Origin of the sequence: Paenibacillus nitricinens (genome assembly GCF_052056485.1) — a bacterium.
GTDB classification, from domain to species: Bacteria; Bacillota; Bacilli; order Paenibacillales; family Paenibacillaceae; genus Paenibacillus_AQ; species Paenibacillus_AQ nitricinens.
In genome coordinates this window covers 4,855,898-4,872,178 of sequence record NZ_CP183948.1, presented here as the reverse complement: position 1 = coordinate 4,872,178, position 16,281 = coordinate 4,855,898, and the positions used below count along the sequence as shown (strand labels likewise).

The following is a 16,281-nucleotide window of genomic DNA, read 5'->3' as shown; positions in this document are numbered from 1 at the left end:
GCCTTGCTGAGGCGAAAGAGGGGCATAAATGCTCTAGATTTCTGGGAAATGGCCCAAATGGAGCGAAAGAAGGGCAAAAATGCTCTCGATTTGAGTGAAATGACCCAAATGGGGCGAAAGAAGGGCAAAAATGCCCTAGATTTCTGGGAAATGGCCCAAATGGAGCGAAATAGGGGCAAAAATGCCCTCGATTTGCACGGATTGAGCAAATCCAGCCAAAAGAACGGTATAAATCCCGTAGAATGGGCCGGATCGCGTGAATCCAGCCAAATGAACGGTATAAATCCCGTAGAAATGGCTGGATCGCGTGAATCCAGCCAAAAGAACGGTATAAATCCCGTAGAATGGGCCGGATCGCGTGAATCCAGCCAAATGAACGGTATAAATCCCGTAGAATGGGCCAGATTGAGCAAATCCAGCCAAAAGAACGGTATAAATCCCGTAGAATGGGCCGGATCGCGTGAATCCAGCCAAATGAACGGTATAAATCCCGTAGAATGGGCCAGATTGAGCAAATCCAGCCAAAAGAACGGTATAAATCCCGTAGAATGGGCCAGATTGAGCAAATCCAGCCAAAAGAACGGTATAAATCCCGTAGAAATGGCCGGATCCAGTTCTAATTGCTTCAGCAAGACATTGGTTACTTATGTTCGAGATGATATCGCCGGTTGACGTTTTTTTTATCGACTCTGTGATGTCTACCGCTACTGTATCTGCAACTAACTATATAGTGAGACCCGTGAATGATTATGCTCATTCACGGGTCTTTTTTTAGAGGTTGGGATAGTTTAATTCTACCCTTAAATATCTGCCTCACGTTAAGCATGACGATCTGCCTAGCTTTACGCTGACGATCTGTCGCATAATCCCCCTAACAAATTTGACTAACCCTGTCCACGATGTATATATTATTTGGCAAACCCCTATATTGTTAAGGCTGTGACCGGAGGCATGATATGTTCAAAATATTTATTATAGAAGATGACCGTGGACTGGTAGCTCTGCTACAGGATTATTTACATAAGTTTGGATATGAAACACAGGCTGTGAATGATTTCGAGCGGGTTCGCACTCAGTTTGAGACGTTCGCTCCGCACCTGGTTCTATTAGATGTTAATTTGCCAAAATACGATGGTTATTACTGGTGCCGCCAGATTCGTGGGATTTCCACCTGCCCTATCCTTTTTATATCTGCCCGCGACGGCAAAATGGATCAGGTGATGGCGCTGGAGAACGGAGCCGACGATTATATTACGAAGCCCTTTGATTACGAAATTGCGATGGCCAAAATTAAAAGCCAGTTACGACGCGCTTACGGCACCTATGCGGGAAGCAACAATGAGCGTACCCTAACCGTTGCCGGATTGGCACTGGATGTGGAGCGACTAGTCCTTACTCGGGGAGAAGCCAAGGTGGATTTAAGTCACACGGAAGCCAAGATACTAGATGAGCTGATGCAAAAGTCGGGAACTATCGTTACCCGCGACAGACTGCTCGAAAAAATCTGGGATGATCAAGCCTTTGTGGATGAGAATACGCTTAATGTCTATGTCACCCGTGTACGTAAAAAGCTTGCCGCTCTTGAGATTACGGACGGTCTACAAACCGTTCGAGGTCAAGGCTACCGCTTGATTCCGAATTGGGGGGATGAGGGTTGAAGCTATTTTTAAGGGAGCAGATCCCATTAATTGTGGTCTATCTAGCACAGCTCATCTTGATCACACTAGTCTATCGGCTGGATGGGGGCAGTGGTGTGAGTGTTAGTCTGTACGCTGCTCTTCTCAGCACTTGTCTGCTGCTTGGCTACCTCGCTTACCGGTATATCAGCAATCGTACGTTCTATGAACGATTGGAGACTGTACCTACCTCTCTAGATGAAGCTGGCGGTCCATCACAGGATTCTCCGCTTGCCGTGAGTTTACGAGGACTACTAGGGTCACAATTCCGCCTCTACAAAAATGATTTACACAGCTACCGCCACAAGCTGGAAGAACATATTCACTTTATTAATCAGTGGGTGCATGGAATGAAGACACCGCTGTCTGTGATCCATTTGATGATTCAAGATAAAGACGGACCGCCTTTTACGGCGATAGGTGATGAACTGGATCGTCTGAAAAAAGGACTGGACACTGTACTTTATACGGCTCGGCTAGATACCTTTGAGCATGATTTTTACGTGGAACGTTTGGATTTGGAAACCCTCGTACGTAGCGTGACCTCAGAGCAGAAGCGTCTGTTCATACGTAACCGTATATTTCCCACTATTAAAATAGATGAGCGAATCGCCGTAACTACAGATGAGAAATGGCTAAGTTTTGTACTTACGCAGATTATTACGAATGCAATACGTTATACGACGGAAGTCGGCAAACATGTATATTTTCATGGGTACATACAAGAAGACAAGAGAGCAGTACTGGAGATACGAGATGAAGGCGTGGGCATCCCAGCAGGTGATCTGCCGCGTGTGTTTGATCCTTATTTTACAGGTGTCAATGGACGAACCTTTCAAGAATCCACGGGAATGGGTTTATATCTTGTAAAACAGATCTGCGGAAAACTTGGCCAAGAGGTGAGCATTTGCTCAGAAGAAGGCAAGGGCACGACCGTACGGATAGTGTTTAAGGAGTCCTACCTTACAAATATGTAAGGTCATTGTAAGTTAGAGAAATGGCAGCCTGTGTATACACTTTGTATAATGAAGGCAATCCAGTCGAAAGAAGGAGAGGTAACACTTGCCCATTCTAGATGTTCATAATTTATCAAAAATATATGAGGGCAAAGTGTCCACTCAGGCATTGAATCATATCCGCTTTTCTGTTGAAAAAGGGGAGTTTGTTGGCATTATGGGACCTTCGGGGAGTGGAAAAACAACACTGCTCAACACGATCGCCACCATTGACCAGCCGACCTCCGGTCAGATTCTGATCAACGGCCGAGATCCCAATCTGCTTAGCAGACAAGACAAGGCACTCTTTCGCCGCCATGAGCTTGGTTTCGTCTTTCAGCATTTCAATCTGCTGGATACGCTCACTGTTGAGGAGAACATTGTGCTGCCTCTCACGCTTGCTGGTGTCCGTGTAACGGAAATGGAGAGCAGATTGAAAGAAGTAGCAAGTATGCTGGACATCAAGCATCTGCTGCAAAAAAGGACATACGAGATTTCAGGTGGACAGATGCAGCGGACCGCCATCGCCCGGGCGATGATTCATCGTCCTGCACTGATTTTAGCAGATGAGCCTACAGGGAATCTGGATTCCAAGGCTTCAGGTGAAGTCATGAATATGCTGACAGAGGTAAATCAGGAAGAAGGGGCAACTGTGCTGATGGTCACACATGACGCAGTGGCCGCGAGTTTTTGTAACCGAGTCATCTTTATTAAAGACGGACGTTTCTATAGTGAAATGTACAGGGGGAGCAGCAGAGGCGCTTTCTTCCAAAGTATCATTGATATGTTGTCTCTGCTTGGGGGAACTAGCCATGACCTTTCGGCAATTCGCTTATAGGAATGTTACACGTAACAAGCGTAAATATGCGGCTTATTTTGTCGTCAGTGCTTTTTCAGTGATGATCTTTTTCGTGTGCGCTTTGTTTATTTACCATCCGGATATTTCTAAAAGTTTGGTTTATAGTACAGCAGCTCATACAATGATGGCGGCAGAAGCCATTATTTATGTGTTTTGCTCCTTGTTCGTTCTCGTATCGGTTGGATCGTTTCTACAGTCACGTAAGATGGAGTTTGGGATTTTATTGATGCATGGAATGACGAAGCAACAGCTCAACATGATGGTATTTTTGGAAAATATGATGATCGGCACCTCAGCCATTCTGACAGGTACATTACTTGGGTTAATTCTGGGCAAGTTGTTTTTAATGATCGGATCTACTTTTCTGGGTATACCTCTTTTAACGTTTCATCTTCCATGGCAGGCGCTTGTACTAACGATAAGTAGCTTTGCGCTGTTATTTATTCTAATCTCGCTAAGCACGTTCTTCTTTATTGGGAATGAATCACTGATGCGGCTGTTTCAGGGAGAACGAAAAGCAGAAGAGGAACCTAAAGTTTCCTTGGTGTTATCAATCCTGTCTGCTTTATTGCTGTTAACGGGCTATTTTATGGCAGCTACTGCACAAGCGGCTTCGGTTGAAAAGGTGATGTTCCCCGTCGTTATAATTACGGTTGCGGGTACCTATCTCTTTTATACTCAGCTCAGTATTTACACTGTTAAACTGCTTAAGACGATCCGGCGCCTGTATTGGAACCGCACGAATATCATTACTTTATCGGGCTTGTCTTACCGCTGGAAAGAGAATGCCCGAATGTTCTTTATGGTGACGATTGTATCCGCAGTATCTTTTACTTCAGTGGGAGTATTTGCATCGATCCATACGCTTTCCAGAGAGTTGAAATTGGACTATCCCGCAGCAGTCGGTTATGTAGCCAAAGGCCATCAATCGCAGGATCCTTTGGACCAGCATTTGGACGAAATTAAGGAAGAGCTTACAACGCTCGGGTTACCCTATGAGACACTTAATATTCCGATTAAATACGCAGAGGTGGAATCTCAGACCGGGCCAGATCGCACGTTAAGGCTTCCCTTGATTGCTTACAGTGATTATAAGCTTGCTCTGCTTCGTGCAGGGTTTACGACGGATGAGCAACCTCTAAGTGGAGATGAAGGACTGGTGATGATCGGTTCGCAACGAGACCGGAGTCTGCAAGCGGGTAGAGTAAAGCCGATATACACTTTGAAGCAAGGTCTTTCCATTCGAGAAATGGGTTATACCCAGCATGTTCCCATTGCCGAATATCTATTGCCGGAGCTGGATGGAAGGGATGGGGGAGATTTCAGCGGTGTTGTGATTAGCGATGAGCTTTACAAGGCTATTCATCCCGTACAGACCGATTTGTATACAGGATTTTACATGGATGACTTCCCGCGAACAGTAGGTATAGCGGCGGATCTTGCTCATAAAGGGAAACGATCCTATGAAAGTAACTCGCCATACGCGATTGTTGTTAGCGGCACGCTGTTTGAAATACAGAGAACATTGTACAACACGATGCTATTCGCTTCTTTACTGGTGGGTACTGTATTTTTCATAGCGGCAGGCAGCTTCCTTTACTTCCGGCTGTATACAGATCTAGATCATGATCGTCATCAATATTCTACATTGTCCAAAATGGGACTTACAGATCATGAGCTAAACCGAATTGTAACGATACAATTGTCGTTGTTGTTTTTTGTTCCGGTTGGGATTGCCATTTTGCATAGTGTGTTTGCCTTTATTGCGCTTCAGCGGTTGTTCTACTTATCTATTGCTGTGGAGACCGGGGCGGTGTTATTGGGATATTTGGCTGTCCAGGGACTTTACTTCTTTTTTATTCGCAGCCGTTATTTACGTAACTTGAAGAAGAACTTGATCTGAATAATGGGGGTTACGAAATGCAAGCATGGATTACAGATTTTATGGAGCAGTTTGGTTACTTTGGTATTTTCCTGATGCTCGCTTTTGAAAATATATTTCCACCAATTCCTTCCGAAGTGATCCTTCCTTTTGGCGGATTCATGACAACCACAACGAATTTGACCATTCCTGGGGTAATCATTGCTGCTACGCTTGGCTCACTGCTGGGTGCAGTGATTCTTTATTATATCGGTCGTTTGTTGGATGTAAATCGATTGGAAAAGATCGTTGAACGCTGGGGCGGCCTACTCCGGATTAGCAAAAAGGACATCCACAAGGCTGACGCTTGGTTTGACAAATATGGCTATTGGACCGTATTATTTTGTCGGATGGTTCCATTAGTGCGTAGTTTGATCTCGATCCCAGCAGGGATGTCGGGCATGAAATTTGGAGTGTTTATGATCTTCACAACGATTGGTACGCTGGGATGGAATCTATTGCTGGTGCTTATTGGGGCGGCATTGGGTGAGTCCTGGGAAGACATCGCCATGTATATGGATATGTACTCTAACGTAGTGTACGTGCTTCTTGCAGGTGGAGTAGTGATCCTGGGGTATTTGTTCTTCCGCAAGCGCAGCCGGAAAATGAACACCGAAGGTTGAGCCGAGAAGGACTTATAGATAAAAGTTATGATTAAAAGGAGGAGAACAAATGGAGCTATTAACGATTATTAAAGCTATTATTTTGGGAATTGTTGAAGGATTGACTGAATTTGCTCCGGTATCCTCCACGGGTCATATGATCATTGTTGATGATATGTGGTTAAAATCGACAGAGTTATTTGGGCAATATACGGCCAATACGTTCAAAGTGGTTATACAGCTGGGGTCAATATTAGCAGTTGTAGTTATTTTTAGAAATAGGTTCATTGAATTGTTGGGCTTAAAGCGCTTCAGCCGCAAGCAGTTGGATCCTGTAACCGAGCAACAACCACAGCTTGAAAAAGGCGGCCACCTTAAGCTTACACAGGTGCTTGTAGGCTTAGTGCCAGCAGGCGTGCTGGGGGTTCTGTTTAATGATTATATTGACGAACATTTATTCTCTACATCTACCGTGTTAATCGGTCTAGTAGTCGGTGCTGTATTAATGATTATTGCGGATCTATTCGGACCTAAGAAGATTCAAACGGAGAGTGTCGATCAGATTACATATAAGCAGGCGCTAGGTGTTGGTCTGGTCCAGTGCTTCTCCTTGTGGCCGGGATTTTCACGTTCCGGTTCGACGATTTCTGGTGGTGTTCTTCTGGGTATGAGTCATCGTGCTGCTGCTGATTTCACGTTTATTATGGCTGTTCCAATCATGGCAGGCGCCAGTTTACTCTCACTGATGAAGAACTGGCAATATTTCACCATCGATGCCCTGCCGTTCTTCATTGCAGGCTTTATCAGTGCCTTTGTGTTTGCGTTATTATCGATGCGTTTCTTCTTGAAATTGATCAACCGGATTAAGCTTTTACCATTTGCTATATATCGCATAGTACTTGCTGCAGTAGTATATTTCGTGTTTTTCTAAATCCGTTATAAGGAATCGATATAACCAAAGCCCCCGTCATCTATTGCAGATGACGGGGGCTTTCACGTATGATGACATCAGATTAAGACACTCACTTTATTGATGATAAGAATAAAGTAAAAGTTTCACTTTATTCTTATCATTCTCGCATAAACGCTTACCGTCCTTAAAAAGGACGCCAAGGGCGTTTTAGCGATTAAATGATAAGAAAGTATAAGTTTCACACAATACTTTCTTATTATTCTCGCATAAACGTCTTACCGTCCTTAAAAGGACACCAAGGGCGTTTTAGCTTGAAAATAACGGAGACAGGTGCTTGCCGGAATTAGTAATTCGGTAGGCTTAAAAGGGAAGTTCGGTTCGAAGCCGATGCGGTCCCGCCACTGTAACGGAAGAGTCCGTAGCAACATATGTCACTGGCAATTTACTACTGCTGGGAAGACTGCTAAGGATGCTGACACCGCTAGCCAGGAGACCTGCCTGTTTCAACAGCACTGCTTCACCTACGGAGGATAGGAAGGTGTTAGACGTTAACCATAGGTATATTATGGGCGTCTTTCCCTTTGACTTTTTTTAGGGAAGGGCGCTCTTTTTTAAAATATAAGAAAGTATAAGTTTTGCACCTATACTTTATGTCTTATATTTCTCGCTAAAATGCTTACCGTCCTTACAAGGGCGCCGAAGGCGTTTATGCTTATAGGAATGCAAGTGATATCAAGTCCAAAATAAGAAAATGGAGAAGGGGAGCTGCAAAGTGACGAACAAAGTAAAAGTAAGTAATCTTGGCTATCCAAGAATCGGAAAAAACCGCGAGTGGAAGAAAACGTTGGAAGCCTTCTGGGCGGGGAAAATAAATGAGGAAGAATTCCGTACTGAAATGACAGGCATTCAGCTTCAGCATTTGAAGACTCAGCAGGAGGCAGGAATTGATTTCATTCCGGTAAATGATTTTACATTCTACGATCATGTGCTGGATACAGCTGTTATGTTCGGGATCGTACCTCCACGTTATGCGTATGACGGTGGCGACATTGGACTTGATCTTTATTTTGCGATGGCTAGAGGAAATGCTGAGGCTACCGCTTGTGAGATGACTAAATGGTTCAATACGAACTATCATTACATCGTTCCAGAGATTGGTGCACAAACGCCGCGTCTGACCGAGAACAAACCACTGGAAGCTTATCGTTTTGCCAAGTCCCAAGCGGGAATTGAGGGTAAACCTGTAGTTTTAGGCCTTTATACATTCCTTAAGTTGTCAAAAGGTTTTGCATCTGCGGATATTGCGAAGATTGCTGCTCGGTTTCTTCCGGTTTACATTCAGCTGTTGCAGGAACTGAAGCAAGAAGGAGTAAGCTGGGTACAGATGGATGAACCAGCAATTGTTACAGGAATAAATGAGTCAGAATTATCCTTACTTCACTCGATTTACACAGAAATTGCTGAATCCGTGCCTGGTTTAAATATTAATCTGCAGACTTACTTTGAAGCTGCTGAACCGCTGGAGGCATTGTTCAAACTTCCGGTACAAGGTTTAGGTCTTGATTTTGTCCATGATGGCGGGACGAACCTGGCATCGATTGAACGTCTTGGCTGGCCTGAGGATAAGTGGCTGGGAGCGGGTATTATTGACGGACGCAACATCTGGCGCTCGGATCTGGATGCTAAGCTGCAGCTAATCGAGAAGCTGAGTGTACATGTACCGCTTGATCGTCTTATTCTACAGCCTTCTTGCAGTTTGCTGCATGTTCCGGTTACTGTTCAGGGTGAGGCGAAGCTGAAGACAACCGTCAAGGCTGCATTAGCCTTTGCTGATGAGAAGCTTAGTGAGCTTGGCCTGCTTGCTGCAGCCTTAGAGGGTACAGGAGAAGCTGCTGCTGCGTTGACAGCCAGTCGCGAAGCCCTTACTGCCTTCCGTTCGCTTCCTGAACGCGGCCGTAAGGATGTTGCGGAGCAAGTTCTTGGACTTGCAGATTTACCGGACCAACGCAGTCTACCGTTTGCTGAGCGCCTGAAGGCGCAGCAGGAGAAATGGCAGCTGCCACTTCTGCCAACGACAACGATCGGAAGCTTTCCACAGACCGTAGAAGTACGTCAGGCAAGGTTGAAATGGCGTAAAGGGGTATGGAATCAAGAGCGCTACGATGGGTTCGTACGTGAGCAGATCGCGGATGCAATTACCTTCCAAGAAAAACTGGGTCTGGATGTACTCGTGCACGGTGAGTTTGAAAGAACGGATATGGTGGAGTTTTTCGGGGAGAAGCTAGATGGTTACTTATTTACTAGTAATGGCTGGGTTCAATCCTATGGATCTCGCTGCGTGAAGCCACCGGTTATTTATGCGGATATAGCTTTTATTCAGCCTATGACTGTGAAAGAGAGCGTTTATGCTCAGTCGTTAACTGCCCTTCCTGTTAAAGGCATGTTGACTGGTCCTGTTACAATCCTCAATTGGTCTTTCGTACGTGATGACCTTAGTCGGGAAGCAGTAGCTAATCAAATTGCCTTAGCGCTCCGTCATGAAGTTAAAGCTTTGGAGGATGCAGGCATAGAGATGATTCAAGTAGATGAACCGGCTATCCGTGAAGGGCTTCCTTTGAAGGCTGAAGATCATGAGGCATACTTGAATTGGGCGGTGAAGTCGTTCCGTATCGCAACGAATCATGTGAAGGCTACAACACAAATTCATACCCACATGTGCTATAGCGAATTCAATGACATGATCGACTCCATTTCCGCGATGGATGCAGATGTCATCTCTATAGAAACTTCCCGTAGCCATGGGGAATTGATCGTTAGCTTTGAAGAACAGGAATATGATAAGGGAATCGGTCTTGGTGTATATGACATCCATAGTCCACGGGTTCCTGCTGTAGAAGAAATGACAGCTGCTATTGATCGTGCGCTGCGGGTGCTCGACCCTGAACAGTTCTGGATTAATCCGGATTGCGGTCTTAAGACACGTGGCTGGCAGGAGACGGAAGATGCACTTCGTAACATGGTAAAGGCTGCCGCTATTGCAAGAGAAAAGGCAGGAGTTAGTGCCTCCAAATAGCATTAGAGATATACAATAAATCATAGCCGGGGAATTTCTCCCTGGCTTTTTATTTCAGCCACTTGATAATAATTCTCATTCTTGATAGAATGAGAAAAGAAAAGAAGGAACCGTGGAGGGTCCCTTCAAATTATCACCTTATTTGCTTTCGAAAGTCTTGCAATCTGTTTCTTCTGCACGTGTAGGTTCTTGGGAGCTGTGGAAAGCTACAAAGATAGAATCAGCACTGCATTTGTTCTCTTCTGCCCAGTGGGTGCAGGAGTTAACTTCGCAAATTACGTCTTTTGCCATGAGGGTTCACCTCCCCTTCTTAGTAATAGACAGCATTATTAACAAAGAACTACTCTGTTCAACAAGGTGGAGCTTGTCCGAACAGAACCGCGCCCTACCCTCATTCATTATGAATTGAGGGTATTTGGTATTTTCTGTGTAGCTAGACGAGGTTATTGTACCAAATAAAGCGTTTGTAAGCAAATGGGTTATTCAATCACAGAAATATGACAAAGTTATACAAATAAATATAAAAAATTACAAAATACATTTCTCATTAACATACCAAAAAATACAAAATAATCCTAATTATCTATATAATTTTAAAAAATATCTGGTAATATTTTCGATAGGGAACGGCCGATCCTAATCTGAAATATTGGAGGATGAAATTGATGAAAAAGTTCTTACTATTCCCTTTTGCCTTAATGCTAATCTTGTGTTTACCTATTTATGCAGGTGCAGAAGGTGTACATAATGACGAAGCCCCTCAAAATAGTGAACCCGAAATCATAAAAGTCTACAAAACCTCACCTACGGGATTGTCAGAAATCTCAATAGAAGAGTACAATGATATTCTTGCGCAAGGACAAGCTTTAGAGGCTGCTAAAGAGGGATTGTTGCCAAGTGTGCCCCTGTTTAATACAGATTCTTCTTTTGAGAAAGCCTCTGTTATAGCTCCTAGAGATGCTTTCCAAACAACGATCTACTCTTACCAACAAAATGGTTATGTCTCCTATGTTACTAGAAGTGGCTTGACTAGAAAAATCTCTCAGGCTGTTTATAACAGTGCTTCTGGAAATTCGTTGTTAAACATCAGCTATTCGGTTTCTCAAGGTTATATTGCGAACACTAGCTTTGGTGTAACCGCAAAACAAACAGCTGTTAGTGCTGGCATTACGGGTGGCTCGTCGTGGTCCAATACTTATGGTGGCAGTAACACGACAACTGCATTAGTGAATCCTTACAATTATGCTTGGATGGAATATACGCCTATTATGAATAACTCATTTGGTGTGATCACAGAGAAGACTTATGCCAATGTTCAAGGGAATTCAGTTCTTGTAGGCACCACTAGTTATGATGTTGATATTTACATGGCAAGATTATTAAGCGGTTCGCTACCAGATGGCATTTATGTCATTAAACAAAGTTCTTCTAACCCAGGTTAGTGTTTGCACAAAAAATGATAGTTTGAAACCCCAAAGTCGCAGAAATGCGGCTTTTTTTCTTTTGAATATGCATGATTTAAAAGAAACTATTCATCATTCCATTTTTAAGTGCAACCTTCCAAGTTTTGGAACGTCATAGTAAAGAGTGACGGAAGAGATCTGCTTAGAACAAGACATTCCGTTACGATATGATGATCCGTGCAAGCGGTATCTACTACATTTTTGGAGGAATGAGAATGCGCAAATGGGGTCTGCATTACTTATGTTTATTAATTCTTGCGGTAGTCTTGGCGGGTTGTGGTTCAGCGGATAGGAATTCAGCGGCAGATAGCTCGGCAAAAGAAAATGGTAGTACGAGTAACAACGCAGCAGTAGAGGTACAATCGCAGAGCTCGCTGGCCTCAACAGCGGATAAAAGCACTTCGGCAGCCCCTGAGGCAGAAGCAACAGGCAGCGAGAACTTGGCTGTAAAGGGCTCCACATCAGAAAATACAGTTCAAGCAAGTGCAGGGTTTACTGGTAGCGATGTAGTAGCGGGCTTGAACAAGAAGCTGATCTATAAAGCGAATCTTAACATGGAAGTAGAAGACTATGGAAAAGCACAGACTGAAATACGTAATTTAGTAACCATGGCCAATGGATATATTATTGAGTTTAATGAAAATATGTCACAGTACGAGCAAGGTGGGACGTTTATCCTTAAGGTACCTGCCTCCGGATTCTCACCTTTTCTGAATAAATTAGAACAAGTAAAACACGAATCTCTACAGCGCAGCATTCAAGGTCAGGATGTCTCTGAAGAGTACGTTGATCTGGAGTCACGTTTGAAGGCAAAGCAGCTAATGGAAGCACAATATACAGAGTTTATGAAAAAAGCGACGAAATCCACGGATCTGGTCGCCTTCGCGAACGAGCTTGGCTCGATTCAAGAAAGCATTGAACAGATTAAAGGTAGAATGCGTTATATCAATCAGAATGTATCCTTCTCTACGGTAGAATTGAGAGTGTATCAGACGGATGAAAGCATTGCTGTCAAAGAGAAGAAGGAGCAAGGGCCGTTACTGGAACGCGCTTCAGATGCTCTAAATGGCAGCTTAAATGCGCTATCTGTGATGTTTCAGTGGCTTGTAGTTATCCTTGCAGGAGCGTTACCGATACTTATCGGGGCTGCCATTATATTAGCTATTGTATTAGTTTCCCGTAAAAATATCCGCGAGCGTCGGGAGCAGCAGACCGAGAGGATCCGTCAGCGCAATAAGGAGCTGAAGAGAGAGCAAATCATCCCTGCGGCAACAGAACCTAAGGAGGCAGTTTCAGAGGATGAGCCGAAGGCTAATAAGGACTCAGAGGACTCAAAGAAAGAATAGCCCCTCTAAGCATAAACGACCTCGGCGTCCTTATAAAGACGGTAAGCGTTTAAGCGAGAAATATAAGGATAATGTATAACGTGAAACTTATACTTTCTTATATTTTAAGAGAAAAAACGGTTGTCATCCTAAAAGGACGACAACCGTTTCTTTGTGTACTGAGGATTGATGTTTAGGCAGGCTGGAAGAGTACGCGGTACTCCCCGTATCCTTCCTTCTCCAAATCCTCTTTCGGGACAAATCTTAGCGCCGCCGAATTTATGCAGTAGCGCAAACCGTTTTCTCCGGGACCATCGTCGAAGACGTGGCCTAGATGGGAATCCGCTACTTTGCTGCGAACTTCAGTGCGGACCATCAAATGACTGAGATCCGTCTTTTCCTTCACAGCATAGTCCCGGATGGGACGAGTAAAGCTTGGCCAGCCGCAACCGGAATCGTATTTATCCTGCGAGCTGAATAACGGTTCGCCAGATACGATGTCTACATAAATACCATCTCCATGGTGATCCCAAAAATCATTCCGGAAAGGAGATTCTGTAGCACTGTTCTGAGTGACTTCATATTGAAGAGGCGTTAACCGTTCTTTCAAACTTTGTTTGTCCTCTTTATGTGTCCAGTGGGTTTCTATAAAATCCTCTCGTCCAGAACCTTTGCGATAACGTTTGTAGTGGCCTGGATTCTTATGATGGTAGCCTTGATGATATTCTTCGGCTGGATAGAAGGTGGATGCCGGGAGAATCGGGGTTACGATAGGACTTGAGAACCGACCGCTTGCTTGAAGAGCTGCCTTGGAAGCTTCTGCTTGTTCTTTTTGTTCCTCCGAATGGGTAAAGATTGCTGTACCGTAAGAAGTCCCGCGATCATGGAATTGTCCACCTGCATCGGTAGGGTCAATTTGCTGCCAGAACAGCTCAAGTAACTTGCTATAAGGGAAAATATCTGGGTTAAACGTAATTTGTACAGCTTCAACATGTCCTGTCGTTTCAGAACAAACCTCTTCATAGGTTGGGTTCACTGTATGTCCGCCGGTATAGCCAGAGACGACACTAATGATTCCTGGCAATTCTTCGAACGGCGAGACCATGCACCAGAAGCATCCACCTGCAAAGGTTGCTTTTTCCGTCTTGGTATTTATATGGTTAGTCTGATGTTCACTCATTGATATCCCTCCATTCACATAATGCAATTAAATAGATCACAATTTAATTATAAAGCAAATACTAACTGCCTGCCAGTTTGTAACCGATAAGTTCTTTCGCTATCTGTTATTCTTCGCTTCTTGAGCGCGCGGACGCAAGCTCAGTCCGGTAATAATTAGTACAGCGGCATAGGCGATGATGGCAATAATCGCACTTACAGGGTCCTGGAACAGATGATCCCCGAGGAAAGCGTATAATGCAATCCCTGGTATTTTTCCAATGCCGGAAGCTGCAATATAGCTCCAAAAAGGCAGTCCAGCAGCTCCAGCGTAGATGTTAACCGCTGTTTGGGGAATGATTGGCACGAGTCGTGCTAGGACAATCGAAGCGAAAGGTCGCCGCTCAATGCCTACTGTGAACTTTTCGAGTGCGGGAATGGAGGCTAAATAAGCTCTAGCTTGGCTTTGAAATAAGTACTTCACAATTCCAAACAGGATTGCGGCAGCCAAATTAGTAGCTAGCCAGCAAATCAAGGCTCCCACTAAACTTCCGTATGCATAACCGAAGAATCCGATGACAGCTTTATAAGGGACAACTGGAAACAAGGCCAGTAAAGTTGCAAACCCTATAGAACTGAAAAGATTATGATCCTCTTTCATCCAGCTTAGGATGTCATATCTGTAGATAAACGCAAGGATTGTACCCGAAACATAAAGAACAATCGAGAACCATTTCTTCATAGATAATATGCCCCTTCTTCCACTCATTCATCTCATCATACGGGATATGAAGTAAATATTGAAGCAAAGATCAATTGTCAGAGAATGAGAAGCAGGTATAATAGCATTTGTAGAGAACAAAGAGAAAAGATCGAGATATTGAAATGTTAGAGGGGGATGGATCAGTGATTGTACCTGAACGTAAAAGAGTCGCCATAATAGGAATCGGCAATATCGCCCGTAAAGTATATTTGCCACTGCTCTCTCAGCATGATTATGCCGAGGTAGTTGGTGTTCTCAGCCATTCATCGACAACGGTGGAGCAGGCTGTTCATACCTATCGTTTTCCTAAAGGGACGACGAATCTGGAAGAGCTGTTATCTTGGGATCTGGATGCAGTATTTGTACATAGCCCAACAACTACTCATTATGATATAGTAACAAAATGTCTCGAACGTGGGATTTCGGTATATGTAGATAAACCACTTTCTTATGATCTTGAAGAGTCCAGAAGGATGGCAGAGCTAGCACAAGATAAAGGGCTTTTGCTGGGAGTGGGCTTTAACCGCCGGTTTGCCCCTATGTATGTCACCGCCAAGCAATGGCTTGAGGAAGTCGGTGGAATTAGCCACTGCAGTGCGATTAAACATCGAACGAAGCTACAGACAAGCACCAGCCGCGAAACCGTGCATGATGATCTTATCCATATGCTTGATTTGCTGTTGTGGTTATGTGGAGATCAGTATGAACTGCTTCGTAGTCATCTTCAATCTAGTGGAGATGGTCGTCTGCTACAGGCATCTGGAATGCTAGCCTGGAAACATAGTGCAGTAGGGATGTACAGTATGGTTCGTGAAGCCGGTGCGGATTTGGAGAAGCTTGAGTTGCACGGAAATGGTAGATCGGTGGAAGTAGTGGATCTAGACAAGGCCATTCTTTTTGAAAAAGATACCTTACCGCATATTCAAGGCTTTGGAAGCTGGGATACTGTACTGGATAGAAGAGGTTTTAGTGGAGTGGTGAATAATTTTCTTTGCAACATAAATACACCGGAGCTATGCAGCATTGCTGCTTCAGCGGTACTGCCTAGTCATATGCTGGCGGCACAGCTTGCTGAATGAGGTCTCTGAGAAAGGAGAAGAATATATGGAGGATAACCGTAAATTAGTGGAGGAACAGATCATCGAAAGCTATAAGCGCGAAGAAGAGATGATGATTCTTGTATTCGCTCAGTGGTGTGTGAATAATGGACTTGATCCACATGCGCTATACTTGCAGGCTTATCCGCAGCAGGAAGGGAATGAAGCCTTGCGTCAGGCACTTGCCCTCACGGTTTCCGCAGAGGAAGCGGGAGACATTTCTGATGACACCGTTCTGGGTGTACTTTCACTTTTTGGAAATGATGACTTGGCACAAATCGTAACTGAAGCGATTGCTCAAAGGGGATCTAAAGGACCTGTGGGGGATTGACATTGGGGATATAATAATAGAGTCAGATGAACTTTTTTTGGTAAACGATGTTCATCATGGTTAAAATGTGTTAATATTATATATACTAACTAATAGTAAGTTTCG

General features: G+C 44.2%; 15 protein-coding genes and 1 riboswitch. Of the genes, 12 read left to right on the top strand and 3 right to left on the bottom strand.

Annotated features, from left to right (window positions below; genetic code table 11):
- Positions 1-57 precede the first annotated feature (57 nt).
- From ACN6KS_RS21760 to metE, 8 genes are all read left to right on the top strand, one after another.
- Entirely contained in the window at positions 58-672 is a 615-nt protein-coding gene (locus tag ACN6KS_RS21760; protein ID WP_440960459.1) for a hypothetical protein, read from the top strand.
- 284 nt (positions 673-956) lie between these two features.
- Entirely contained in the window at positions 957-1,658 is a 702-nt protein-coding gene (locus tag ACN6KS_RS21755; RefSeq protein ID WP_094874631.1) for a response regulator transcription factor, read from the top strand.
- Positions 1,655-2,653, top strand: a complete 999-nt coding sequence (locus tag ACN6KS_RS21750) for a sensor histidine kinase (RefSeq protein WP_094874630.1) — start codon at positions 1,655-1,657, stop codon at positions 2,651-2,653. The genes ACN6KS_RS21755 and ACN6KS_RS21750 overlap by 4 nt, the downstream gene beginning before the upstream one ends.
- Positions 2,654-2,738: 85 nt before the next feature.
- Positions 2,739-3,509, top strand: a complete 771-nt coding sequence (locus tag ACN6KS_RS21745) for an ABC transporter ATP-binding protein (protein WP_094878936.1) — start codon at positions 2,739-2,741, stop codon at positions 3,507-3,509.
- Positions 3,484-5,433: an FtsX-like permease family protein gene (locus ACN6KS_RS21740; protein ID WP_440960458.1), complete on the top strand. Its 1,950-nt coding sequence runs from the start codon at positions 3,484-3,486 to the stop codon at positions 5,431-5,433. Before ACN6KS_RS21745 ends, ACN6KS_RS21740 begins: the two co-directional genes overlap by 26 nt.
- A 17-nt stretch (positions 5,434-5,450) precedes the next feature.
- Complete coding sequence (locus ACN6KS_RS21735; RefSeq protein ID WP_042190577.1) at positions 5,451-6,074, top strand: DedA family protein; 624 nt, start codon at positions 5,451-5,453, stop codon at positions 6,072-6,074.
- 49 nt (positions 6,075-6,123) lie between these two features.
- Positions 6,124-6,984 (top strand): undecaprenyl-diphosphate phosphatase, encoded by an 861-nt coding sequence (locus ACN6KS_RS21730; protein WP_042190575.1) that lies wholly within the window; start codon positions 6,124-6,126, stop codon positions 6,982-6,984.
- Positions 6,985-7,277: 293 nt separating this feature from the next.
- Positions 7,278-7,482: riboswitch (cobalamin riboswitch) on the top strand.
- Between the two features lie 256 nt (positions 7,483-7,738).
- Positions 7,739-10,039, top strand: a complete 2,301-nt coding sequence (gene metE / locus ACN6KS_RS21725) for a 5-methyltetrahydropteroyltriglutamate--homocysteine S-methyltransferase (protein ID WP_440960457.1) — start codon at positions 7,739-7,741, stop codon at positions 10,037-10,039.
- Positions 10,040-10,177: 138 nt separating this feature from the next.
- Here metE and ACN6KS_RS21720 read toward each other — a convergent pair whose 3' ends face one another.
- Positions 10,178-10,330 (bottom strand): DUF1540 domain-containing protein, encoded by a 153-nt coding sequence (locus tag ACN6KS_RS21720; protein WP_076120659.1) that lies wholly within the window; start codon positions 10,328-10,330, stop codon positions 10,178-10,180.
- 374 nt (positions 10,331-10,704) lie between these two features.
- Here ACN6KS_RS21720 and ACN6KS_RS21715 point away from each other — a divergent pair, with 374 nt between their 5' ends.
- On the top strand, positions 10,705-11,481 hold the full coding sequence (locus ACN6KS_RS21715; RefSeq protein WP_094878978.1) for a hypothetical protein: 777 nt from the start codon (positions 10,705-10,707) through the stop codon (positions 11,479-11,481).
- 236 nt (positions 11,482-11,717) lie between these two features.
- On the top strand, positions 11,718-12,848 hold the full coding sequence (locus ACN6KS_RS21710; RefSeq protein WP_179281774.1) for a DUF4349 domain-containing protein: 1,131 nt from the start codon (positions 11,718-11,720) through the stop codon (positions 12,846-12,848).
- A 172-nt stretch (positions 12,849-13,020) separates the two neighbouring features.
- Here ACN6KS_RS21710 and msrA read toward each other — a convergent pair whose 3' ends face one another.
- Positions 13,021-14,007 (bottom strand): peptide-methionine (S)-S-oxide reductase MsrA, encoded by a 987-nt coding sequence (msrA, locus tag ACN6KS_RS21705; protein ID WP_094873758.1) that lies wholly within the window; start codon positions 14,005-14,007, stop codon positions 13,021-13,023.
- A gap of 99 nt (positions 14,008-14,106) precedes the next feature.
- On the bottom strand, positions 14,107-14,727 hold the full coding sequence (locus ACN6KS_RS21700; protein WP_440960456.1) for a TVP38/TMEM64 family protein: 621 nt from the start codon (positions 14,725-14,727) through the stop codon (positions 14,107-14,109).
- Between the two features lie 164 nt (positions 14,728-14,891).
- Between ACN6KS_RS21700 and ACN6KS_RS21695 the strand changes: the two genes are divergently transcribed.
- Both ACN6KS_RS21695 and ACN6KS_RS21690 read left to right on the top strand, forming a co-directional pair.
- Positions 14,892-15,827: a Gfo/Idh/MocA family protein gene (locus ACN6KS_RS21695; protein WP_280786677.1), complete on the top strand. Its 936-nt coding sequence runs from the start codon at positions 14,892-14,894 to the stop codon at positions 15,825-15,827.
- A 25-nt stretch (positions 15,828-15,852) separates the two neighbouring features.
- Positions 15,853-16,176, top strand: coding sequence for a hypothetical protein (locus ACN6KS_RS21690; protein WP_094873764.1), 324 nt, complete (start codon positions 15,853-15,855; stop codon positions 16,174-16,176).
- Positions 16,177-16,281: the final 105 nt, after the last annotated feature.